General features: G+C 71.3%; 19 protein-coding genes. 5 read left to right on the top strand and 14 right to left on the bottom strand.

Annotated elements, in window-relative coordinates; translation table 11 throughout:
- Window positions 1-81: 81 nt before the first annotated feature.
- The 3 genes from mrdA to VGB24_RS14665 form a co-directional block, all read right to left on the bottom strand.
- Complete coding sequence (mrdA, locus tag VGB24_RS14675) at window positions 82-2,055, bottom strand: penicillin-binding protein 2 (protein ID WP_331073696.1); 1,974 nt, start codon at window positions 2,053-2,055, stop codon at window positions 82-84.
- A gap of 86 nt (window positions 2,056-2,141) precedes the next feature.
- Window positions 2,142-2,981 (bottom strand): nucleotidyltransferase domain-containing protein, encoded by an 840-nt coding sequence (locus tag VGB24_RS14670; protein WP_331073695.1) that lies wholly within the window; start codon window positions 2,979-2,981, stop codon window positions 2,142-2,144.
- 387 nt (window positions 2,982-3,368) lie between these two features.
- The gene (locus tag VGB24_RS14665) at window positions 3,369-4,502 is read right to left on the bottom strand and encodes a VLRF1 family aeRF1-type release factor (RefSeq protein WP_331073694.1); all 1,134 of its coding nucleotides are present in this window, start codon (window positions 4,500-4,502) and stop codon (window positions 3,369-3,371) included.
- Between the two features lie 297 nt (window positions 4,503-4,799).
- On the opposite strand from VGB24_RS14665, the gene VGB24_RS14660 reads away from it, so the two are divergent.
- The 4 genes from VGB24_RS14660 to VGB24_RS14645 all read left to right on the top strand — a co-directional run bounded on the left by VGB24_RS14660 (window position 4,800) and on the right by VGB24_RS14645 (window position 8,705).
- Entirely contained in the window at window positions 4,800-5,351 is a 552-nt protein-coding gene (locus tag VGB24_RS14660; RefSeq protein ID WP_331073693.1) for a thioredoxin family protein, read from the top strand.
- 228 nt (window positions 5,352-5,579) lie between these two features.
- Complete coding sequence (locus tag VGB24_RS14655) at window positions 5,580-5,837, top strand: hypothetical protein (protein ID WP_331073692.1); 258 nt, start codon at window positions 5,580-5,582, stop codon at window positions 5,835-5,837.
- 51 nt (window positions 5,838-5,888) lie between these two features.
- The gene (locus tag VGB24_RS14650; RefSeq protein WP_331073691.1) at window positions 5,889-6,440 is read left to right on the top strand and encodes a hypothetical protein; all 552 of its coding nucleotides are present in this window, start codon (window positions 5,889-5,891) and stop codon (window positions 6,438-6,440) included.
- Between the two features lie 183 nt (window positions 6,441-6,623).
- Window positions 6,624-8,705, top strand: a complete 2,082-nt coding sequence (locus VGB24_RS14645) for a S9 family peptidase (RefSeq protein WP_331073690.1) — start codon at window positions 6,624-6,626, stop codon at window positions 8,703-8,705.
- Between the two features lie 90 nt (window positions 8,706-8,795).
- Here VGB24_RS14645 and VGB24_RS14640 read toward each other — a convergent pair whose 3' ends face one another.
- From VGB24_RS14640 to VGB24_RS14600, 9 genes are all read right to left on the bottom strand, one after another.
- Window positions 8,796-10,196, bottom strand: a complete 1,401-nt coding sequence (locus VGB24_RS14640) for a sigma-54 dependent transcriptional regulator (RefSeq protein ID WP_331073689.1) — start codon at window positions 10,194-10,196, stop codon at window positions 8,796-8,798.
- Window positions 10,193-10,585, bottom strand: a complete 393-nt coding sequence (locus VGB24_RS25485; protein WP_331073688.1) for a DUF433 domain-containing protein — start codon at window positions 10,583-10,585, stop codon at window positions 10,193-10,195. The genes VGB24_RS14640 and VGB24_RS25485 overlap by 4 nt, the downstream gene beginning before the upstream one ends.
- 28 nt (window positions 10,586-10,613) lie before the next feature.
- Window positions 10,614-11,963 carry an ATP-binding protein gene (locus tag VGB24_RS14630; RefSeq protein WP_331073687.1) on the bottom strand — a complete coding sequence of 450 codons (1,350 nt, stop codon included), beginning with the start codon at window positions 11,961-11,963 and terminating at the stop codon, window positions 10,614-10,616.
- Window positions 11,963-14,488: a hypothetical protein gene (locus tag VGB24_RS14625; protein WP_331073686.1), complete on the bottom strand. Its 2,526-nt coding sequence runs from the start codon at window positions 14,486-14,488 to the stop codon at window positions 11,963-11,965. Before VGB24_RS14625 ends, VGB24_RS14630 begins: the two co-directional genes overlap by 1 nt.
- Before the next feature lie 283 nt (window positions 14,489-14,771).
- The gene (locus VGB24_RS14620; protein WP_331073685.1) at window positions 14,772-16,910 is read right to left on the bottom strand and encodes a redoxin domain-containing protein; all 2,139 of its coding nucleotides are present in this window, start codon (window positions 16,908-16,910) and stop codon (window positions 14,772-14,774) included.
- Window positions 16,907-17,449 carry a sigma-70 family RNA polymerase sigma factor gene (locus tag VGB24_RS14615; protein WP_331073684.1) on the bottom strand — a complete coding sequence of 181 codons (543 nt, stop codon included), beginning with the start codon at window positions 17,447-17,449 and terminating at the stop codon, window positions 16,907-16,909. Before VGB24_RS14615 ends, VGB24_RS14620 begins: the two co-directional genes overlap by 4 nt.
- A 148-nt stretch (window positions 17,450-17,597) precedes the next feature.
- On the bottom strand, window positions 17,598-18,080 hold the full coding sequence (locus tag VGB24_RS14610) for a hypothetical protein (RefSeq protein WP_331073683.1): 483 nt from the start codon (window positions 18,078-18,080) through the stop codon (window positions 17,598-17,600).
- Complete coding sequence (locus VGB24_RS14605; RefSeq protein ID WP_331073682.1) at window positions 18,077-18,703, bottom strand: nucleotidyltransferase domain-containing protein; 627 nt, start codon at window positions 18,701-18,703, stop codon at window positions 18,077-18,079. The genes VGB24_RS14610 and VGB24_RS14605 overlap by 4 nt, the downstream gene beginning before the upstream one ends.
- Before the next feature lie 265 nt (window positions 18,704-18,968).
- Window positions 18,969-19,685 (bottom strand): carboxypeptidase regulatory-like domain-containing protein, encoded by a 717-nt coding sequence (locus tag VGB24_RS14600; protein ID WP_331073681.1) that lies wholly within the window; start codon window positions 19,683-19,685, stop codon window positions 18,969-18,971.
- Window positions 19,686-19,984: 299 nt separating this feature from the next.
- Between VGB24_RS14600 and VGB24_RS14595 the strand changes: the two genes are divergently transcribed.
- Window positions 19,985-20,764 carry a TonB-dependent receptor gene (locus VGB24_RS14595; protein ID WP_331073786.1) on the top strand — a complete coding sequence of 260 codons (780 nt, stop codon included), beginning with the start codon at window positions 19,985-19,987 and terminating at the stop codon, window positions 20,762-20,764.
- Between the two features lie 139 nt (window positions 20,765-20,903).
- On the opposite strand, the gene VGB24_RS14590 is transcribed toward VGB24_RS14595, so the two are convergent.
- Together VGB24_RS14590 and VGB24_RS14585 are read right to left on the bottom strand one after the other, a co-directional pair.
- Window positions 20,904-22,163, bottom strand: a complete 1,260-nt coding sequence (locus VGB24_RS14590) for a hypothetical protein (RefSeq protein WP_331073680.1) — start codon at window positions 22,161-22,163, stop codon at window positions 20,904-20,906.
- A gap of 395 nt (window positions 22,164-22,558) precedes the next feature.
- Window positions 22,559-22,996 (bottom strand): hypothetical protein, encoded by a 438-nt coding sequence (locus VGB24_RS14585; RefSeq protein WP_331073679.1) that lies wholly within the window; start codon window positions 22,994-22,996, stop codon window positions 22,559-22,561.
- Window positions 22,997-23,251: the final 255 nt, after the last annotated feature.

Here is a 23,251-nt window from a genome sequence, read left to right as displayed (position 1 = left end):
ATCAAGCCCCGGCGCGTACGAGAAAGCCGGCGGCGGCCCCGCGAGGGACCACCGCCGGCTCGTGTTCGTCCGCTACGCGTTCTAATTCCTGTCGCCGGAGTCGGCGCGCTCCTGCCGGGGCGTATCGTTCCCCCGCTCGCGCGATTCGCGGCGCGCGCGGTTGCCGGACTCGCTGCCTCCGGTGGAGGCGCGAGGCGTCAGGCGCCGGTTGGGCGTATCCCACTGCCCGTCGGTGCCGGCCCGGCCCGCGCGCCAGCGCTCGCCCAGCGTGGGCTGCGGGTCGAACGGGTGGCCGTACTTCTTGTCGAGGTAGAAGTTGGCCACCTTGGCGCCCAGCGGGGCCGCCGCGTCGCCGTGAAGCCCGTGCTCCACGATCACCGCCACCACGATGTCGGGGTGGTTGTCCGGCCGGCCCGCGAAGCCCACGAACCAGCCGTGGTCGTCGCCCTGCGGGTTCTGCGCGGTGCCCGTCTTTCCGTACAGCTTGTAGCGCGCCAGGCTGGACTGCAGGGCGGTGCCCTGCTCTTCCGTCACCAGCCGCAGCCCCTCCCACAGCGCCTGCAGCCCCGTCGCGTCGATCCCCAGGTCGATGCCTTCGCCACGGTCGATGGTGTCGCCCGCGACCAGGCGTGGCGCCGGGGCGGTGCCGTTGCCGGCCAGCGCGCTGTACACGTACGCCATCCGCAGCGGCGTTTGCGAGTTGGGGCCCTGCCCGATGGCCAGGCTCATCACGTCGCTGGGCACCGGCGGCACGCCGAAGTGCTCCTTGTACCAGTCCAGCCCCGTGGGGAAGATGCCGGGCTTTTCGGCGGGCAGGTCGATGCCCGTCTGCTTGGTGAAGCCCAGCCGCACGCCCGCGCGCGTCAGCTCGTTGAGGCCGATGCGGATGCCTACCTGGTAGAAGTAGACGTTACACGACTCCTCGATGGCCCCGGCCAGGTCCACATTTCCGTGCCCCTGCCGGTTCCAGCAGCGCGAGTACCGCCCCGCGTATGCCATGCCGCCCGTGCAGGAGATGGGCATCCGCGTACCCGCCTTCAGGATGCCGCGCTGCACGCCGATGGCCGCCGTGATGGTCTTGAAGGTGGACGCCGGCGGGTACTGCGCCGAGATCGTCCGGTTGTACATCGGCAGGCGCGGATCGGTGTTCAGCGCGCCCCACAGCCGCGGCGGAATGCGGCCCACGAAGGCGTTGGGGTCGTACGTGGGGTGGCTGTACAGCGCCAGGATTTCGCCCGTGCTGGGCACCATCGCCACCACGGCGCCCTTCATGGTGTCCGGGAAAATGCTGTGCGTGTACTCCTGCAGGTCCAGGTCCAGCGTCAGCTTCATGGAGTTGCCGGCGACGGGGGCCTGCGCGCCCACGGTGGAACGCGGGTCCACCACGCGACCCTTTGCGTCCACCTCCACGAAGCGTGCGCCGTCGCGGCCGGCCAGGACCAGCTCGTACTGCTTTTCGATCCCCGCCTGCCCGATCAGCCGCCCCTGCTTGTAGCCGGCCTGCCGGAACTCCGGAAGCTCCAGCTGCTCCTTGGTAATCTCGGTGACGTAGCCCGACAGGTGGCCGATGGCGGCGCCCGCCGGGTAGTAGCGCTGGGGCCGCTCCACCACCATCAGGTTGCTGAACGCGGCGCGGCGCTCCTCGATGGCCGCGGCCTGCGAGAAGGTGGCGCGGTTCGTCACCTCCAGCAGGTCGTGCGGGCGGCGATTGCGCTTGGCCATCAGCGTTTCGATGTCGCTGGCGGCCAGCCCCAGGAACGGAGCCAGGTCGTTCAGCGTCTGCAGCACCACCGCGCTGTCGCCCGGCAGCACGGCCAGCGAGTACGAGGTGATGCTGGTGGCCACCACGTCGCCGTTGCGGTCCAGGATGGTGCCGCGGGGCGCCGGGATGGGAATGCCCCGCAGGCGGTTTTCCTCGGAACGCATGGCGTACTGCTCGCCCGCCACCACCTGCGTGTGGAAGAAGGCGGTGAGCAGCATCGCGACGACGAACGTTACGGCGAACAGCGCACCCAGGCTGCGCCGCTGGCGCGTATCGCGCTGAAAGAGCTTCATCTTGCGTCGTACGTTGGATTTCCCACGTGTCGGCCGGGGTTCGGCCCGGGGGATGGATAGCAAGAGCCGCGCCGGTCGTCCCCCGTTCAGCCGCGGTGGAATCCCCCGCCCCGCGCCACCTGCCGGCCTCGGCGAACCACGAGCGCGCGCACCCCGTCCACCAGGTCCAGCAGCGTGTCGACGTCCACCGGCGGTGGCGGAACGGGAGTCGTGTCGTCGAGCTCCACGTGCCCCGCCGGATACGAGCGCGCCGCCCAGGCCAGGGCCGCCCGCTCGGCCGGGGACAGGGGGAGGCGCGGGGTGCGTTCCAGGAAACGGCGGACGGCGTCGCCCCGACGTGGGCGGGTGTCGCCCGCCAGCAGCAGCGCCGCGGTGCACAGCCTGACCAGGTCGTCGCGCACGCGGCGCACCCACGCGTCCGACCCCTCTTTGAGGCTCCGCACGACTTCCGCGCTGCCTTCGTCGACGCGGTCCAGCAGCCGCGACGTGCAGAACCGTGCGTCGTCGGGGGTGAACGGGACCGCGGGGAGGTGCGTGTGCGGGGGCCAGAGCGGCACGGCGTCGTCCAGCGCGTCCACCAGCATGGGCGTGCGGCAGCCCTGGCGCAGGTCCTGGAGCGAGACGGACCACACGCCGACATCCACGCCGGTGCGCGCCGCCACCTCTTCGGCGATCGCCTCGGCGTGGCCGGCCTGGGGCTCGCGGTCGGGGGGCAGCCGGCGCCAGATCAGCAGCACGTCCACGTCGGAGTCGGGACGCGCCTGCCGCCGCGCCTTGGAACCGAACAGGACCGCGTGCACCAGCTCGGCGCGCACGCGCTGGCGCACCTGCGTCACCAGCTCGGCGACGGCGGCGCGCTCCCGCGCGTCCAGGCAGCCGTCGACCTCCCGCTCGTCCCCCTCGCTCACGCCTCTCCCGTCCCGCATCCGCGCTCCCGTGCATGGTTCGCCGGGGCGGGCGCAAACCGCGTTCCGAGTGACGCTTCGCGATTAGCGCGCCGGTTGGCGGTGCAGTCCGCGAAGGCGGACTTCGGGCCGTCGTTGTCGCGAATTCATTCGCCCCCGCACAGCCGAGGCCTCGGCTACGGTGACCGCTGCCGCGCCCTGGCTTCGTGCCCGCCGCGGCTAGATCCTTCGGCCCGCGACGATCCGTGTGCGGGCTGGTTCGGTGCGCCTGGGCCATGACAGGCTTTAGGGCGTCGTCGGGCTTGGGAGCGTCGTCTGACCTAGTGGACCCACCGGATCGGGAATTAGCGAAGGCCCGGGAGAGCGAGTCTCCCGGGCCTTCGTGGCCTCCCCTGCCCGATCGGTGGATCAGAACCGCAGCAGGGCCGCGGCGCCGCGGAGGTCGGCGATGGCGTTGGCGTCGGCGAACTGGATCTCCGCCTCCTGCTGCTGGGCCAGCCGCACCATCTCCTCCATCACGTCCACCTGCTCCAGCGACTCCGACCCGTCGTACGGGCAGCGGCTGACGTCGCGGACGAAGACGAAGCCGCACTGGCTGCAGCGCACGCCCTGGATCTGCCCGTCGCGCGGCAGCACCAGCGTGTCGACCTTGCCCTCCTGCAGCGCCGTGAGCGTGCCCTGCACCCCGGCCGTGGCCAGGTAGTCGTGGGCGGCGCGGTCGCGCACCTGCTCCAGCAGCTCGCGGTCGTGCCGCTCATGGTCGGCGCGCAGGTGCGGCTCCAGCCGGGCCAGCACCTCCGACGCCGCCTGGTCCACCGGCATGGGACCGGTGTGCCCGATCATCTGCTGCACGTTGTCCGCAAGGAATTCGCGGAACCGGGCGACGTTCTCGTCCGTACCCAGCAGCACCAGGCTGGCGGGATGGAAGCGGTGCACGAACTTCTCGACCTCGGTGGCGAAGTCCTTGAAGAAGTGCTTCATCTCCTCGCGCTTGCGCCGCTGGTAGCGCGTCTGCGAGTAGCCGCCCGCCTTGACGTTGCTGGGCACCGGCAGCGGGTCGCCCCGGAACTCCAGCTCGTCGAGCAGCGTTCCCAGGTACACGCTGAGAATGCGCACGTGCTCGCGGTCCAGCAGCACCACGCCGTAGTGCTCGTACGTGGTCAGCACCTGCGCCAGCGGACCGATCACCGGGCGGTCGCTGACCACCATCCGGTTCTGCACCGACACGGGAAACTGCAGGGCCTCGAACCAGTCGCCGCCCACTTCGGCGTAGATCACCACGCCGCGGTTCTGCTCGTCGAACTCGTTTTCGCACCAGCCGAGGATGCGCTCGTACAGGCTCCCGACGCCCGTCTCGCTTCCGCTGCCGGTGGGAATGGTGATGTTTTCGAGCTCGGCGAAGTCGCCGCGCCGCTGCCCCAGGAACACGAGGTGGTTTCGCTTGTTGTTGCTGTCGACCGACATGTCGAGGAACAGCGACAGCACCGGCTTGTCCCCGTCCTGGCGCTGAATCAGGCGTTCGAGATCCTGTCTGCTGATCATGGGCTGCACCGTTGATGGTTCGAAGAGCCTGCGGCACCGGACCGCCGCGGTGCCGAGGCCGTTTGCAAGAACGCTGCCGCCCCGCCCACCCCGCGCGATGCCGCCCGCGCGGGTTCCATCCGGCGCATCCTGCCCTCGTGCAAGCACTTGCAGCGTATCGACACCTCGCCGCGCCGATCCTCGTCCGCCGACCGGTGTACGATCATGCAGCAGCGAGCGGCGCGCACCCGGCGCCCGCCAGCGTGGCATTTGCACGCGATCTCTCCCAGGTGGCGGGAACGCGTGGACGAGGGAGCGATGATGATGGCGACGACGACGGAGCCGGACCTGCAGGCCTGCTGGGACGATGCGTTCAGCTGGGACGACTACCTGAACCGCGAGGTGGTGAAGCACGCAGGGATGTGGAAGGGCACCTGGCAGCGCGCCCGGGCGCCGGAGTGGGCCGTGCAGCGCGGGCAGGAGATCGGCGGGCGGTGGCGGATCCTGGTGATCTCCGAGGACTGGTGCGGCGACGCGTTCAACACCATCCCCTGGGTGGCGCGCCTGGCCGAAGCGCTTCCCCGGGTGGAGCTGCGCGTGGCCAAGCGCGACGAGAACCCGGAGCTGATGGATGCGTTCCTGACCAACGGCTCGCGCTCCATTCCCATCGCGATCGTGCTGCGCGAGGACGGGACGGTGGCGGGGCACTGGGGCCCGCGCCCGGCGGAGTTGCAGGAGTTCGTGCTGCGAGAAAAGCGGGCCGGCATCCGCGCGTCGGACGACATCTACCGCGACGTCCGCACCTGGTACGCCCGCGACCGCGGCGAAACGACGCTCCGCCAGCTGCTGGGCATCATGGCGGAAGACTGATCCTGCTTCGCGTCGACAGACGTATGACGCGGAGCCGCGGAGAAACGGATGAGCCGCGGAGGGCTTCGACGCTCTCCGCGGCTCTCTGCTTTTTTCCGCGGCTCCGCGTGAGCGAGGAAGGACTTCGTTGCCCTGCCGGGCGGCGCACAGCATAATTGCGAGACACACGCACGCCGAGAGCACCGAACCCGAGCGGGAGCCGTCGGCCCGCGCGTCCGCCCGCCGCCGATGACGCTTCGCACCTTCAACGACCCCGACGGAGTTGCGTGGACCGTGTGGGAGGTCGTCCCCGACGTTTCCCGGTCCAGCCAGTCGCTTCCCGAGCTGATGGTGGGCGGTTGGCTGTGCTTTCAATGCGGCGAGGTGACGCGCCGCTTCTATCCGCTTCCCGCGGACTGGACGGGCTTCAGCGAGTCGGAGATGTGGCTGCTGCTGCGCGCCGCCGTTTCGCCGCAGGAGCAGCGGGACGGGATGGACCCGTCCTAGCGTCGCCGCGCCGCCCGGATCCATCCGCTACCCACATCGCACGGAGGGCCGATGCTTCGTTCCTGGGTTCCGCTCGTCACACTCTCGCTGGCTGCCTGCGCGCCCGCGGCCGAACCCGCCCAGGACCGGCCCGCCGCCCTGCCCGCGCACATCCAGGAAACCGGGGGCGGCATTCGCATTCAGCTCAGCGCCGCCGACCCCGGAACGCCCGTGTCACTGAACGGCTCGCGGGACGATGCCTGGGCCGCGCTGCCGCAGGTGTACGCCTCGCTCGGCCTGCATGCGGACCTGGTGGACCCCGCGACGCACAGGTACGGCGCGCAGCGCGTTACGCAGGTGCGCATCGGCGAGCGGCGCACGCGCGACCTGGTGCGGTGCGGCAACGACGGCGCGGGGCCCTCCTCGGCCTCCGGGCACCGCATTCAGCTTTCCATCGTCAGCCGCTTGACCGCCTCGGCCGGGGGAAAGTCGGATGTAACCACGGAGGTGGCCGGCTGGGCGACATCGGTGGAGGGAGGGAGCACCGGCGCCGTCCGCTGCGTGTCCACCGGCGAGCTGGAGCAGCAGATCGCCACGCGCCTTGCCGCGGCGCTGCGGAACTGAGGCGGCTTCCCGGTCGGGATGCGAGGAATCGATGAGCCGCGGAGGTGCTGAGTGCGCCTCCGCGGCTTTCTGTTCCCGCCGGGGTGTGGCGGCTGGCCACGACGGCGACGCTTGCCGCCCGGCGCGATGGTCTCTACGATGGAGCAGTCGCCCGTTTCCATTCGCCGATGGCAAAGGAACCCCATGTACACTCTCCGTCCGGCGGCGGCCGCCGTCGCGCTGGTGCTGGCCGCGGGCGTTGCCCCGCTCCCCGGCGCCGCGCAGGAGGTTCGCTCCGACTCGCTGTTCACCACCGCGCGCATCCTGGACTTCGAGACGGTCGCCGATCCGCAGATCTCTCCCGACGGCCGCCACGTGGTCTACACCCGCCGCTGGGTGGACAAGCTCAAGGACCGGTGGGAATCCAGCCTGTGGATCGTGAACGCCGACGGAACCCGCAACCGATTCCTGGTGAACGGATCCAACGCCACGTGGTCGCCGGATGGAACCCGCATCGCCTACCTAGCCGAGGGAGAGCCCAAGGGAACGCAGGTGTGGGTGAAGTACCTGGATGCCGAGGGCGCCACCCAGGTCACCCGCCTTTCCGAGAACCCCGCCAACGTGCGCTGGTCGCCCGACGGACGCTCGCTGGGCTTTACGCAGTTCGTGCCGCAGGAAACGCCCTGGAAGATCGACCTGCCCGCCGCGCCCGCGGGTGCGCAGTGGACGGAGGCGCCCCGCGTGGTCAACCGGCTGCACTACCGGGCCGACCGGCAGGGGTTTCTGAAGGCGGGCAACGTTCACCTGTTCGTGGTTCCGGCCGACGGCGGAACGGCGCGTCAGGTGACGACGGGCGACTGGAGCCTGGGCTCGCGCTTCGACCAGCTTCCCGGCGGCGTGGCCTGGGACTGGATGCCCGACGGCCGGACCGTCGTGGTGGAGGGGCTGAAGGTAGAGAACCCCGACAGCATCTACCGCGACTCGTACCTGTACGCGGTGAACGTGGCGAGCGGCGCGGTGCGCCAGCTGACGCCCGAGCGCGGAACCTGGGGAAAGCCGGTGGTTTCGCCCGACGGCAGCCAGATCGCCTTCGTGGGCGCGCCGTACTCGCGGATGAGCTACCGCGCGGGCGACCTGTGGCTGATGCGCGCGGACGGCGGGGGCATCCGGCGCATCTCCGGGAACTTCGACCGCGATCCCGACAACCTGGTCTGGGCCGCGAACGGCGGCGGCGTGTACTTCACGGCCCAGAGCGAAGGAGCCAGCAACGTCTACTTCGCCCCGCTCCAGGGCGGCGTGCGGCCGGTGACCCGGGGGGCGCAGATGCTCACGCTCAACTCCCTGTCCCGCGGCGGCGTGGGCGTGGGGGTACGCAGCACGGCCCGTGAGCCGGGCGACGTGGTGCGCTTCGAGGCGCGCAACCCGGCCGAGGTCACGCGCCTGACGCGGGTGAACGACGACGTGCTGCAGAACGTGGCCCTGGGCGAAGTCGAGGAGATCTGGTACACCTCGTCGGGCGGGGCGCGGGTGCAGGGGTGGATCGTGAAGCCCCCGTCGTTCGACCCGGCGCGCAAGTACCCACTGATCATGGAGATCCACGGGGGGCCGCACTCCATGTACAACGTGGGCTTCAACACGATGTTCCAGAACTTCGCCGCGAACGGCTTCGTGGTGCTGTATACCAACCCGCGCGGAAGCACAGGGTACGGAACCGAGTTCGGCAACGCCATCCAGCGCGCGTACCCCAGCGTGGACTACGACGACCTGATGGCGGGTGTGGACGCGGTGATCGCCAAGGGGTACGTGGACCCGGCCAACCTCTTCGTGGGGGGATGCAGCGGCGGCGGCGTGCTCACCAGCTGGGTGATCGGCCACACCGAGCGCTTCCGCGCGGCGGCCGTGCGCTGCCCGGTGATCAACTGGCTGAGCTTCGCGGGCCAGACCGACGTTCCGCTGTTCACGGCGAACTTCTTCGACAAGCCCTTCTGGGAAGATCCGCAGGCCTGGCTGAAGCAGTCGCCCCTGATGTACGTGGGCAACGTAAAGACCCCCACGCTGATCATGACCGGCGAGCTGGACCTGCGCACCCCCATGCCGCAGTCCGAGGAATACTTCGCCGCGCTGAAGATGCGGGGCGTTCCCACCACCCTGCTCCGCTTCGCCGGTGAGTACCACGGCACCGGCTCGCGGCCCTCCAACTGGATGCGGACGCAGCTGTACATGATGGACTGGTACCGCCGCTGGGGCACCTTCGACGACGCGGCGCCACGAGCGGCGGCACCCTGATCGCAACCGCGTAAGACTAATCGAGCCGCGGAGGTGCTGGATGCGCCTCCGCGGCTCGCTGTTTACCGCCCTCGATCCGGCTGGCCGGTGCTACGCCGATGGGCCGGGTCCGTCCGCCGGCCCTTCGCGCGTCAGCCCCAGCGCGCGCAGCCGCTTCTGCAGGCTCTGGCGGTGCAGGTCCAGCGCGCGGGCGGTGGCGGAAACATTGTCGCCGTGCCTCTCCAGCGCGGCGGCCAGAAAGCGCCGCTCCCACGCCTCCATTGCCCGGTCGCGCGCCTCGGCGAAAGGAAGATCGGCGAGCGCGGCATCCACCGGCCCCACGGGCGCGCGGCTCTCCGCCAGCTGCGGCGGCACGTCCGCCGCCCCGATCTCGTCCTCCTCGGCCATCACCACCGCCCGCTCCACCGCGTTTCGCAATTCGCGCACGTTCCCCGGCCAATCGTAGGACAGCAGAAGACGGCGCGCGGCGCCGGAAAAGCCGCGCACGGGCCGTCCGTAGCGCCCGGCGAAGTGCGCCAGGAAGTGCAGCGCCAGCGGCATCACGTCCTCGCGCCGGTCGCGCAGCGGGGGGATGTGGAGGGCGATCACGCGCAGCCGGTACAGGAGGTCGTCGCGGAACGCGCCGGACGCGGCCATCGCCTCCAGCGGGCGGTTGGTGGCCGCGACCATCCGCACGTCAACCGACACCGGCCTGGTCGATCCCAGCCGCGTCACCTGCCGCTCCTCCAGCGCCCGCAGCAGCTTGGCCTGCGCGGGCGGGGCCAGGTCGCCTACCTCGTCCAGGAACAGCGTGCCGCCGTCGGCCGCCTCGAAGAGCCCCTCGGCGTCGCGGTCCGCGCCCGTGAAGGCGCCGCGCACGTGGCCGAACAGCTCGCGCTCCACCAGCTCGCCGGGGAGCGCGGAGCAGTTGAGGGCGATGAACGGCCCCGTGCGCCGCCGGCTCTCGGCGTGCACGGCGCGGGCGACCAGTTCCTTGCCGGTGCCGCTCTCGCCCGTGACGAGCACCGTGGCCTCGGTGGGCGCGGCCCGCTGGATGACGCGCACCACCTCACGCAGCGCCGCCGAGTCGCCGATCAGCCCGCGGAAGTCGCCCGCCAGTTCGCGCCGCAGCCGCCCGTTCTCGGCGCGCAGCGAAAGCACTTCGCGCGCGCGGCGGACGACGGCGCGGATTTCGTCGTTGTCGAAGGGCTTGGGAACGTAGCCGTACGCGCCCTGGCCCAGCGCGCGCACCGCCGTCCGCTCGTCGCCGTGCGCGGTGACCAGGACGAAGAGGGTTTCGGGATGGCGGGAGCGGACCTCCTCCAGCAGCGCCATTCCATCCATGGCGGGCATGGTGAGGTCGGAAAGCACGAGGTCGGCGGGCGCCTGCTCCAGCGCGGCGAGGGCGGCGGGCGCGTGCTCGGCCTCGCGCACCTCGTGCCCGTCGTCCTGCAGCAGCTCCACGAGCGAAAAGCGGATCGCCCGCTCGTCATCGACGACCAGGATTCTCACAGCTCGGATCCACGAAGGCGCCTGGCTCTCGCGGAGATCTCTTCCAGCGTCAGATCGCCGATTAGCGCGTCTCGCTCCTCAGTGTAATTCCCTCCGCCGCTCGCCATCACCAGACTCGCGGCGACCGGGCTGCGACGGATCAGGAGCGATGCGTACTGCATTACGGCGTGGATGTCCTCGCGTTCGAGGTTCTCGAGCTCCTCGAGGACTTCATCTACGCTCTGGCCGGCACCCAGCAGATCGAGCACGTCGATCACACGGATGCGGTAGCCACGAATACAGGGCTGCCCCCCGCACTGTGCGGGGTTGACCGTGCGATCCAACAGGTTCGACGACAATGGATTCGCTCGCATCGGGTGAACCATCATTTGAACTACGTCAGCCGTCACCTGCCGAGCGCCTGGCTGCAGGAACGGGCTACGTGAGCGCAGGGACGGGGCTGATGCCGGCCGCCGGGATGACGATGCGGAACTCGGCGCCGCCGCCGGGGGCGTCGCCCACCTCCGCCGTCCACCCTTCCTCTCGCGACAGGCGGCGGACGACGGCGAGGCCCAGCCCGGTTCCCGCGCCGCCGGTGTGGAAGGGCTCCCAGATGAGCTCGCGCTGGTCGCGCGGCACCCCCGGCCCCGCGTCGCGCACCGTGATCTCCAGTCCGCCCGCCACCTCGCGTGACGCGAGCGAAACCGTTCCACCCGGGGGCGAGGCCGCGACCGCGTTCAGCAGCAGGTTCAGCAGCGCCTGCGCCAGCGGCTCGCGCGCGCCGGGCGCCGCCAACCCGCGGGCGTCCAGCGACAGGCGCACGCCGGCTTTTTCCGCGCGGCCCGCCACCAGCAGCCCCAGGTCCTCGAAGAGCGGGCCCAGCGGCGTGCTCTCCCCCGCTTCCCTCACCCGCGGGGCGCGCCGGGCGATGCCCAGCAGGTTGGCCACCAGCCGCTCCACCCGCCCCACCTCCTCCAGGATCACGGACGCGTACCGCCGCCGCTTATCGTCCGGAATCTCCTCCTCCGCAAGCCGCTGCGCCAGCGATCGCACGCCGGTGAGCGGGTTGCGGATCTCGTGCGCCAGCGAGGCGCTCAGCTCGCCGACGACCGCCAGCCGCTCCTGCTCCGCGGCGGCGGCGGCGAGCTCTCCGGTGCGGACGGCGCGCACCTCGATGTCGTAGAAGCGCAGCCGCGCCACGCCCACGAACAGAAGCAGCTGGATCCACACCATCGCCAGCGGCATCACGTAGATGCCCAGCGCCCCGCGGGTGAGCACGCTGCTCAGGATACCGATGGGCATCACCATCACGATGCCGATCAGAAGCGTACGCCCCAACCGGCGCTCGGCCGCGGTGGTGCGCGGCTCGCGGCGCATGATACGTACGAACAGCCAGGTCGCCAGCACCCATCCGCCGATCGTCCACGTTGCCAGAAGCGGCTCGGCGAAGGGTCCCGTCAGTGACCGCTGGTCCACCGGCAGCAGCGCGAACCCAAGGCCCATGGCTGCCAGCGCCGCCGGAAGGGAGCGCACCGTCTGCATCAGCGCGAACGCCAGGAAGAAGCCAGGGGACAGGTGCACGGCGCCGCTGATCCAGGGGCGCCACGTATCCCAATCGCCCGTGGCGAACCCCATCCCCTGCGCGAACAGCCAGGCCGCGATGCACAGCTGGAAGAGCGCGTACCATCGCACGCCGCCGCTGCGCGGGTTGAACAGCAGCAGCGTGAGGGTGGCGAAGACGGTGACGCCCAGTGCGAAGAACGCCTCTCCCGCGGCCAGTGCGTTCATCAGAAGGTGAGCCCCAGGCCCAGGACGAGGGTGCGCTGCGAGAAGTAGGAGTGGACGGGGCGGCTCTCGGCGTAGCCGTCGCTGTAGGTATACCCCTGCACGTTCTTTCTGTCCAGCAGGTTCAGCATTTCCAGGTACACGATGCCGATGCCCGCGCGCATGGGCAGGTAGCGGCTGATGCGTCCGTCCAGCCGCGCGTACCCCGGCAGCCGCGACCCGTGCACCGCGCCGTAGACCGGCGAGATGCGCCCGCCCGCGCCCGTCCGCCCGCCGTCGATGTCCGTGAACGGGCGGCCGCTGCCCAGCCGCAGCGTGCTTCCCAGCTCCCACATGGGCCGTACGCTCCACCGCGCCACGCCCGTCAGCGAGTGCCGCACGTCCACGGCGGAGGGCACGGTGCGGCCGTCCTCCAGGTCAACCCGCCCGTCCAGGAACGAGTAGGTGATCCACCCCTTCAGGCGCCGCTCGCCGCTCCACCGGACGATGGCGTCCATCCCAGCCACCCGCCCCGCCTCGATCCGCGGCCCATCGCCGTCCTCGGCGTAGCCGCCGTAGCGCTTGACGTAGCCCTCCACCTTGAGCGAAGGATCGCCCGCGCGCTCCGCCCCCGCCACCAGGTGCTCCGCACGCGTGGGAATGCCGCCGGGCGTGCCCGCGTCCGGCACCCGGTACTTCGTGCGCCAGCGCCCCTGGTGAAACAGGCCGCCGCCGAGGCGCAGGGTCCACTCGCCCGTGCGGTACGCCAGCGCGAGGCGCGGGTCCGCGGTCCACGACTCCTCCCCCGGCAGACGGTCGGCGCGCACGCCGGCGATCAGCGCCAGCGAGGGCGAGAGGGCGCGCTCCACCTCCACGTAGCCGCCCACGTGCCCCGCGTCGTCACTCTCGTCCAGCGCAACCGTCGGCGCGCCGGGCGACAGGCGGTCCGTCGCGGGGAAGCGGCCCGCCTCCGTGGCGTCCATCCACGCGCCCTCCGCCCCCACCGACACGCGCCCGCCGCCGGGGAGCGACACGTCCGCGTCCACCCGCCCGGTGGCGCCGCGGTCCGTGCGCTCGCGGTCCAGCACGCCGAAGGTGAAGTGGGTGCTCCGCCGCGAACCGCTGACGTTGCCGCGCAGCGCCACGCGGTCGCCCGCCAGCAGCGTGCGACCGCTGAGCGACGCCAGCCGGTTGCTGCCCCGGCTCTCGAACGAACCCGTCCAGCCGTACGCGTCCACCTCGCGCGCCAGCACGTCCTCGTCCGCCAGCGCCACCAGCTTCACCTCGCTCCCGGCGCGCGGCTCCCACACGGCACCGGCCATCCCCTCCACCGCGGCGGGGGCGCGCTGGAACTCGCCCTCGCGGCCGTGCATGGCCATCATCAGCCGCGCGTCGGTCGCCCGGACGGTGGCCCAGGCGCCGGTGTTGGGGGACGTCGGCAGGTCGATGCGGGTGCCCGCCTGCACCGTGTTGGCGTTCAGCCGCACCGTGCGCGTGTCCGGCCGGCCGATGGTACGCACGTCCAGCACGCCGCTGAGCGCGTTGCCGTAGCGCGCGCCGAAGCCGCCGCTGGAAAAGTAGGCCGCGTCCAGCACCTGCGCGTCCAGGATGCCGAACGAGGCGCCGCTCAGCGTCTCGTAGCGCCCGGGGTAGAAGAGCCGCGCGCCGTCCACGAACACCGGCGACTCCGCCGGGTCGCCGCCGCGCACGTACAGGTCGCTCCCCTCGCCGGCCCGCGTGGCGCCGGGGCCGGTCTGGAACGCCTGCAGGATGTCGGCGGTGCCGCCCGGCGTCACCAGCACGTCCACGCGCGTCAGCGCCACCTGGCTGCGCGTGTCGTCCATGCGAGTGCCGGCCTCCACCACGATCGGCGCCAGCGCGAGCGCCGGGCCGCCCTCGCGCCCGGCCGCGGCTACGGCGCCGGCCGGAGCGCCCCCGAGCCGCGCCCGCAGCTCCGCGTGCTCCGGGAAGAGTGCGGCGCCGCGCCGCCACACCGCCAGCGCATCCTCCTCGCGCTTCGCCCGGCGGTACAGGTCGCCCAGCACCAGGTAGGTGCGCGCGAAGCTGGGCCGCGTGCCTTCCCCCTGCTGGCGCAGCAGGATTTCCAGGTGGCGGATGGCTTCGCGGCCGCGCCCCAGGAACTCGGGGGTGTGAAAGTGGTGCATCGCCAGGGTGAAGCGCGCCTCCCAGTGGGTGCTGTCGATCTGCAGCGCTTCTTCCAGCAGGGTGTTCGCCTGCCCGATCAGCGTGCCCTTCCCCATCATGTCGGCGAAGGGCAGCTCGCAGCCGGCGCGGAGGTTGGCCATCCTCACCCGCGGCTCCACACCCCGAGGCTCGGACCGCAGCCACTCGGCGAGGAGCGCCGACGCGCGCTGCGCCGCCGGCCGCGCCGCCGCCTCGTCCTTGCGGGCCCCCGCCGCGCTGCACTCCTGCACCGCGGCCCGCGCCTCGGCCGCCTTCTCCGCCGGGAACTGCTGCGCGTGCAGGGATCCCGTCCAGGATGCCGTCAGCAGCATCGCCGCACCCGTCGTTCTCGCTATGGATTTCATCGTCCCGCTCCGGTTGGTGGTCGATCCGTCGTGTCTGCGTGGACCGACAAGGCAACCGCGGGACCGGGCTCACCAAAATCGCAAGTCGTTAGGAGACGACCACTTAGGCGATGGAGAATCCTACTGCCCGTGCAGCCGGAGCGTGTCAGGTGCAGCCGCGCGGCTGCACCTCTTCGATGCGGATCGGAGGGGTGGACGACGAAACCCGAAGCAGAGAACCCCCGCGGCCGCCGCACGTGCGGCAGCCGCGGGGGTGCTCCGTACGCCGCCTGGAGTCGGGCGATCAGTGCGGCGCGTTCGGCCTCGGCCGATCCGACGCCGGGTGCAGCATCTCCACCTGCCGCACCGCGTCGTTCAGCGAGCGGCTGTCGAACCGGATCCGGCCGTCCGCGCCGAGCAGCAGGTAGTGAGGCGTCCCCCGGTTCTGCAGCGCGCGGCGGGTCGCCTTGTCCGGGTCGAGGTACACCGGAAACGTGAAGCCGCGCTCCCGCAGGTAGGCATCCAGCCCGCCGTCGTCTTCGGCGTCGGTGACGGTCACCACGCGCGCGCCACGCCGCCGCAGCTCGGCCGACACCCGCTCCAGGTTCTCCAGGTCCATCCTGGACGGCATGCACCACCGCGACCAGAACGCCACCAGCGTCGGAGCGTCGTGCCGAGCTTCGAGGGAGAGCGGCGCACCCCGCAGGTCGGTAAGGTTCAGCGGGCCGCGCACGGGGTGATCGACGGCCATCTCCATGACGTACCCGCGGAGTTCCGCACGAGCAGCCGCCACCTCGCGCGTCCACGCCGCAGGGGAAAAGCCGCGCCCCAGGCGCTGCCGCGCGGTGTCGGCGAAAGCGGCGGGTGTTTCCGGGTCCGCGGCCACCCGGGCCAGTACCGGAAGGGCGCCCGTGGTGTCGCCCAGCAGCAACCGCGCGTCGGCCACGCCGCGGAACAGCCGCGGGTCCCACGTGGCGCGCGTGGCCAGGGACAGCGTGTCCAGCCCGGCGCGGGTATGCCCCCCCTCCACCAGCGCGCGCCCCAGCATCCCCAGGAACTGCCCCCGGGCGCGGTCCAGCACGCGCCGCTCCTGCTCGCGCGTGCTGGTGAGCGGACGCAGCCGGTCCGGCACCGACTCCAGGTAGCGGAGCGCGCGCCGGGTGGCATCCATGGCCTGCGGGCGAATGCCGGGGCGCTGCATGGCGCTGCGGGCCAGGACGGTGATGAACATGGGATGCGCCGCGGCCATCCGGTTGCCCCAGGCAAGCATCGCCTGGTCGTTCCCATCCCGCATGGCGAGCTGAAAGCCGGTCAGGCGAATCTGCGCCGAGCCCGCGCTGTCCTGCGCCCAGAGCCGATCCAGCGCCGCCAGGCCGCCCTCGGCCGCATCGAACGCGCGGTGCTGCGCCGACACGGGGTGGCGCGGCGCGTGGGCGTACATCCAGACCCTCCACTCGCGCACCGTCGCCGTGTCGCCCAGGCCACCAGCGTAGTACAGCAGCGGCGCCACCTGCTCCGGCGTGGCTCCCGCACCGCGAAGCGCGGCCGAGATCGCCTGCACGCGGGCGCGGTGCACGCGTGCAAGGCTGTCGGCCTCGGCCTTCGAGGCGGTGCCCAGTTGCAGGAAGTACAGCTGCATCCACGCCTCCGTCCGGTCCGGATACAATTCCGTCATCCGCCGGGCGGTCTCCACCGCCACGCGGCTGTCGCGGGCGTTCACGTCCTCGGCGCGGCGCAGCAGCGCGTCGGCGAGCGGCTGGCCCGCGCGGTCGTGCACCATCAGCTCCCACTGCTCGCCGTTGTCGTCCACCCGCGTGGCGCCCTCGTCCTCCACCGCGAAAACGGCGTAGACGATGGAATCGGGAAGGGTGAACGAGCCCACGTATGCATCGCCCTCCCGGCGCAGGGTGTCGAGGATGGCGACGGGTACGGCGAACGAGCGCTCGTCATCGGCCGCCATCATCCTGCCGCGCAGCACCAGGCGGTCCGCGCCGGAGAGCAGGCCTCCCGAGCGGTAGGTTACCTGGACCGTGCTCCCCGCCACCGGCGCCGCGGGGGAAAGGACGAGTTCGCTGCTCACCGCGACGGCTTCGCGCGTGGACAGGCCCAGGGCGGCCCCGCCCACCAGCAGCAGGAGAACGGCCGCCGCGATCCGCATCCATGGCCCGCGGCGCACGGTTCGCGCGGGGGCGTCGCCCGCCGCGGGAAGGATCACCGTTTCTCCCGACGCCACGCGCGCGGCGATGGCGTCCCAGGTTCCGGTGGAGGGGGCGGCGTCCGTGGCGCAGGCCAGGGCGCCGGGGAGCGTCCGCGCGTCGCCCACGGCGGCGCGGCAGCGCGCGCAGCTTTCCAGGTGGCGCGCCACGCCGGCACGGCGGGGTTCATCCAGCGTCCCCGCGGCAAAGGCGTGCAGGCGCGCGAAGGACGGGTGCAGGAGGTTCATCGGGGGTCTCCGGAGCGAAGGTGCTTCCATGCGCGGAACAGGCGAACGGCCGAGGCGCCGGCCGAGATGCCCAGCAGGCCGGCGATTTCGTCGTGCGAGTAGCCCTCGATCTCCTTGAGCACCAGCACGATCCGCAGCGGCTCGGGAAGGCCCTGCAGCCTGCGCTGCAGGGCGATGCGGTCCAGGGCGGCCTCGCCCTCGGGCGCCGCCAGCTCCGGAAGGTCGTCGAAGGCGTCTTCGCGGCGCCGGCCGCTGCCGCGAAGACGCATGAGGGCCGTGCGCACCGCCACGCGGCGCAGCCACGCCTGCAGGCGGCCACGAGCGTGGTATCCCGCCAGCGCGCGGGGCAGCCCCACGAACACGTCCTGCACCACGTCCTCGGCGTCGGCGCGCGCGCCCAGGATGCGGTACGCGGCGCCGAACACGGCGGGGGAGTGCCGCTGGTAAAGCGTGCCGAGCGCGTCCAGCGAGCCGGCGCGGACCGCGCGGACGAGCTCGTCCTCGGAGGGAGCGGGGATGCTCACGACTGGAGTGATCAAGGGGGCCGGCGGGGTGAAGGATGCGGGCGTCTGAAGATGGAATGCCGCGCGGCAGCCGGATCTTACATGCGAGGAGGCGGACCGGATCGCGACGAGCCCCCGCCTGCGGTACCGACGGGGGCTCGTGCGGCAGAGGGGGTGCGTCGCCTCAGGGCCGGGGAGGCGCCGCCATCCGTTTCGCGAGCGAGGGGCGGGTGGATACGATGCGGCGATGTACGGCGTCCAGCAGCGCCGTGGCGTTGCGGCGCGCGCCGGTCAGGTCGTCCTCGTCGAGCTCCTCCTCGTCGCCGTACAGCGCCGTGTGGCGCCCTCCCCGGATGTTCTGCATGGCGTCGGCGCTTCGCTGCAGCTCCGCGTCGCCCAACGCGGACGCGGCGTAGAACGTCACGTAGTGATGCCCGCCCACCGCGCCGCGCGGGCGATACCCCGCGGAACGGACGACGGCCGTCGCCGCGCGGAACGCCGCCTGGTACACGTGCGTGTAGGCACCGGCCACGCTCAGGCCGGCGACGGAGGCGTCGGACCATTCGCGAAGGGCCGCGGCCCAGATCGACGCCACCTCCGCGTCGTCCGCCGGCACCTCTTCCAGGTTCCGGGCCTCCAGCAGCCGCTGGATGCGGTGCGCGCTCACCCCGCCACCTCCGCCAGCAGCGCGTCGTCGCCCACGATCCACCGCTTCGGGCCGTCCAGGATGCGGCGGAGAACGGCGTTCCCCGCGGCGACCTGCCGGGCGAGCTTTTCGGGCGTATAGGTGCGGATTTCCACGTCCCTGTCCAACAGCATCGATGCCTCCGCCGCATGGTGGCCCAACCGCGAATCGGGCCCGAGGTCGCCGACCACCAGCACGTCGACGTCGCTGTCTCCCCGGGCGTCGCCCCGCGCGGTGGAGCCGAACACGAACGCCAGGCGGATGCCCTCCACCCCGGCGATCGCCGCTTCCACCACTTCGGAGGGATCGGCGAAGTCGCGGATCAGCCGCCGAAGCGTCTTCCAGCCGCGATGGTCGTCGTCCACCCGGTAGAGCACACGCCCGTCGTTCTCGATGCGCCGCACCAGGCCGCGCGACTCCAGCCGCCTGAGCTCGCGGTTCAGCGAGCTCATCGACAACCCGCAGTGCCGCAGCAGGCCGCGCACGTGCTCGGGCTCGTCGTCGTCGCGCATGGCGAAGTAAAGGAGCAGCCGCGCGAACGCCGGCGAAGCCAGGAGTTCGCCCAGCCCTCCCGCGTGCGATTGCCGGGTCCCCTTCGTCGTCATTTCAGCCCTCTCGCGCCAGGAGTGCTCCAGATTCTGGATCACTCGACGCCGCACGTCAAGACGACCGCCCGGGCGACGCCGGCGGATCGTCCGCCGGCTCGAGGCGCCGGGCCGAGACGGCGCCATCCCGCGGGTCCACGGCGCGGACGTCCAGAACGCCACAAGCCCCCGCCTGCAGCGCAGACGAGGGCTTGTTCAGGAGGTGCGCTCACAGGATGCACCCCCGGACTTTGCTTTCGGAAAGAATCGCGTCGTGCGGCAGCCGTCAGGGATACCACTCATTGCGAGCCATGCGCTCGACATACGCCACGGTGTACACCTTCACGAGGCGGCCACCGCCGTAGACCTCCACCATGTGCAGTTCGTCGCCGCGATACGTCGCCAGCGCGTTGAGCCCGGCGACCGTCGGCATGCCGTCGACGGTGACGGAGACGGGAACGGACTGGCCACGCACGTACGCGCACGGCGTGAGGCTGGCAGAGGTGCGGCAGGCCGTACGCATGAATCCCACCCGGCTCTGCACGAAATCCAGCACGTGAGGCGCGGCCGAAGCCACCATTTCCCGGCGATCGAACGCCATCACCGAACTGGGCCTGGCGTTGCGGCGGCTCTTCAGCCGGTCGCCGAACACCTGCACGCGCTCCAGCAGCATCGGCTCGGGCTCCATCTCGATCGTAAGGCCCCTGTCGTCGGCGCCGATGGAGACCGACGTGGTGAGATGCGCGTACCCGAGACGGCTCACCTCCACCTGGTAGTACCCCGGCTTCAGTCGAACCTGGAAGAGCCCGTCCTCGCCCGCCGCGATCGCGCGGTCCTCCTGGCCAACGTACACGATCGCATCCGCGACGGCGGCACCGCTGACGCGGTCCACCACACGTCCCGTCAGCAGGGGAAGGGTGGCATCGTTCGCGGACTGCGCAGTCGCGGGGACGGCGGCCATGAACAGCGCGGTGAGCGCGGCCGCAAGGTGGGAGCGGGTCATGTGATCCTTCCTGGGGCGTGGACGGGCGGACGTACCCGACGATGGCGAGCAAGAAAGGCTCCGCGTGGCGGCGCTGGCCGATGTCGTTGCAGCGCATCCACATGCCTGCCCGCGCCGATTCGCCGCCGGAGCCGCGACGTCCACTCCGCAGGACGCGCTCGCGGCCCCGATTGGGGACGGGCCCGGGCCGATCGAACCACGGTGGCCGATCGTTCGCACAATGACAGGCTTGCCACCGGGGGGGAACGTGCGTAGCATGGCTGATCCCCCCTGCCACCTTCCCGCACCCTTCCGTGGCCATGAGACTCCCCCGGCTTCTCCTGTTGCAGGCGCTGCTCCTGCTCTTCGCCACCCCGGCCGCGGCACAGGTGCTCCGCGGGCGCGTCCTGGACGCCGCCGACGGAAGGCCGGTCCCCCACGCGCGCATCAGCGTGGTGACCGCCGAAGGGCGCGTGGTGGCCCGCGCGGCGACCAGCGCCGCCGGAACGTTCTCCATCGCCCTCCGCGTGACGGAGCCGGTGCGCCTGCGGGCGGAGCGCACCGGCTACGCGCCCACCGTGACGCAGCCGGTGCAGGTGGGGCTTCACGAAACGCTGGACGTGGACGTGCAGGTGGCGGTGGAGGCGCTGCGGATCGAACCGCTGACCGTGGTGGGACGCACGCAGCCGCCCCGGCGCCGTTCGCTGGAGAACTCGGGCTTCTACAACCGCGAGGCGCGGGGGATCGGACGATTCCTGCGGCGCGAGGAGATCGAGCGCCACGCGAACATGAACCTCGTACAGGTGATCGACCGCATTCCGGGAACCACCCGCATCGGCCAGGTGATCGTGTTCGACCGCTCGTCCACTGCCGGCGCCATGCAGCGGGCGCAGAAGGGTCAGGGTACCCACTGCCCGCCCCAGGTGTACCTCGACGGCATGCTGATGGTGTACGACCGGGCCGGCCTGAACGGCTTCATCGAACCCGGGCACCTGGAGGCCGTGGAGGTGTTCCTGGGCGCGTCGCAGATTCCCACCGAGTACAACGGCAGCGAAGCGGCCTGCGGCGTGATCCTGCTGTGGAGCCGCAAGGAACCCTAGCGCCGGGGCTCACAAGGCGGGGCCCTGGGACGTGACGGCGAGAACGAAACGCCCGCCGGGATGATCTCCCGGCGGGCGTTTCGGCTTCATCATTCCGGCCGGCACCGCCCCGGGTGGAGCTGAATGCCGGCGACGGCGACTAGCGCACGTTCACCAGTACCCGGATCATCCCCGTTCCGGGACCGGAGAAAGGCTCCAGTGCCTTGCCGATCACGGCTCCCAGCAAGCGTTCGCGGTCCGTTCCGCGCATTGCGTGGCCAGGGATGGAGCTGGTGACCAGTAGATCGCCCCTGGAGATCGGGCCGTTCTCGGCGCTGACCTTGGTCGGGATGACGCCGACCATTCCGAGGGGCACCAGGTCGTCGTGGCTTTCGTCGATCCCCCGTTCGCTCAGGAGCACGCCCGGGCGCGTGGCATACACACCGGCCACGAGGGTGGAGTACGGCTCCGCGCTCTTCGCGACCGAACGGTCGTGTTCGATGGAGATCACCAGGACGTCGCCGGGCTGGTACGCCGCACGATCGCCGTCCACCGCGAACGCCTCGGCCAGGTCCGCTCCCCCGGTTTGCGTTCCCCCGTTGAAGTAGCCCCGGCCCGTCATGTCGAAACGCACCATGTTGGTGGTGGAGCGCCGGAACACGGCGAGGTTGCCGCTGGTGCCCTGATGTGCGATGACCAGCGCATCGGCACCGTTGCGCTCGGCGACCCCCAGGAACGCGGCTCCACCGGTGGCCGTGATCGCCCACGGGCCCGAGGCGGACCTGGCGACCAACGCCGCACCCGAACCCTCGGTGTTGACGGAGAGCGCGGGTTGAACATTCTGCCAGCTACGGAGGTCCAGGCTCATCCCCTGCCCAACGCCGGTCACGTATCCCAGGAACGCCGCGCCGGCCGTGCTCCCGTGCATGAAGGACATCACGCCGGGGTGGTTGCTGGAACCGCGGCTGTGGAACGCCCCCGCCGAGTTGGCTCCGGAGCTCAACGCGTACAGCGTGGCTTCGGTGTCGTACGTCTGCGTGCCGTTGGCGTTGCTGGTTACGTACAGGGCAGGACTGTTGCTGTTGGGATTGTTCACCCGGAAGTGCCCTGCCCAGCTCGTGCCCGTGCTGTAGCCCTGCACCGCCGGGCCGGTTCCGTTCGTCAATCCGTACACCGCGGCGCTGGGCCCGGCGGGGTTGTCGATCTGGAAGAGGCCGGCCTGGCCACGCCCCCGCTGGTACCCCATGACCGCCTGGCTGGTGCTCGATGTGTTGTACACGCGAAAGTACCCGCTCCGGCCGAGCCCCTCCTGGGTGACCTGAAAGGCCGCCTGGTCGGAGTTCGCGACGCCCGCGAACGGAAGCGTGAAGCTGCTGGCCGACATCTCCGCATTCAGGGAATACGAGAGATCGGGATCCATTTCAGCCTGCGGTGCCGGCGTTGCTTGGGCGGAAGTCGCGGTCGGAGCGTCGCTGTCACAGGCGAGCAGGGCTGCCATCGCAACGAGGGACGGCACCACGGCGCGGGTCAGCAGACGAGGGCGGGGACAGAGTGGCACGGTGCACCTCCAGGCGGGGAACGGGCGTCACGGACCAGCGGTGGGGACGCCCCAGTGGTCGGGCTCCACGGCGCACAGCGGGAAAATTGGCGTGGCAGCGGGGGCTCCCCGAACAATAGCCCCCGCTGGACGACGGAGTCAACGCCGCGACGGCCCCGGTCTTCCGGCCCGTCGTACCAGCTTCACCGTCCAGGCGGTGGCCTGATGGGGCGTTTGCTACCTTTGACGACACTTAGGCGCACGGTACGTCCAGAACGCTACGGGTGCCGGGCGGCGATCACGGCGGGAACGACCTCGCGCACGAATCGGGCGGCCCGATCCAGTTCCGCGGCGCCGCCGTATAACGTGGACATCACGCGGACGTACCGGGAGCCGAGAACGTAGACGTGCAGCGCCGTCAGGCGCTCGGCCCCGGGGCCCCGCTCGAGCACGGCAACGACGTACCCGGGAAGAGCCCCGCCGCCCGCATCGAGCGTGTCGGGGCGGTCGTGGATGAACTCGCGGGTCGCGCCGGGTGCGAGGGCGCCGCGGCTCCCTTTGAACGACCTCACCGCCCGGTCCACGATCTCGCCAGGCCCAGCGTCCTCGTTCGTTAGATGCGAGGGCTGCACCATGACCGTCACCCGGCGGTCGCGCGTATCGGCGTACGTGTACCAGGTGCCGAGCAGCGAGTCCGCGTAGATCCGGGTATCCACGAGTTGGAAGTTCCCAAGTGTTGCCGGCAGCGCTGGAGCGCTAACCACCTGCGGACCGGGAGGCTGCGCCTGCGCCTGAGCGGCGGCGGACGGTGACGAGAAGAGGGCGAGCAAGGCGAAACCACTCAGGCGGATCATGGGCAGTCGAAGTTCGAGGGTCGGGGTGCGGGCGACGATCACCTTGCATGATTGCTCGCCGGGCCCGGCGAGCACAAGGAACCCGGGGGGGCTGGAAGGGGCTCTATGGTCACGGGC

It is taken from the genome of Longimicrobium sp. (assembly GCF_036399935.1).
Classification (GTDB): domain Bacteria; phylum Gemmatimonadota; class Gemmatimonadetes; order Longimicrobiales; family Longimicrobiaceae; genus Longimicrobium.
Note: the sequence above shows the minus strand (reverse complement) of the source record. Positions and strands in the feature narration are given on the sequence as shown.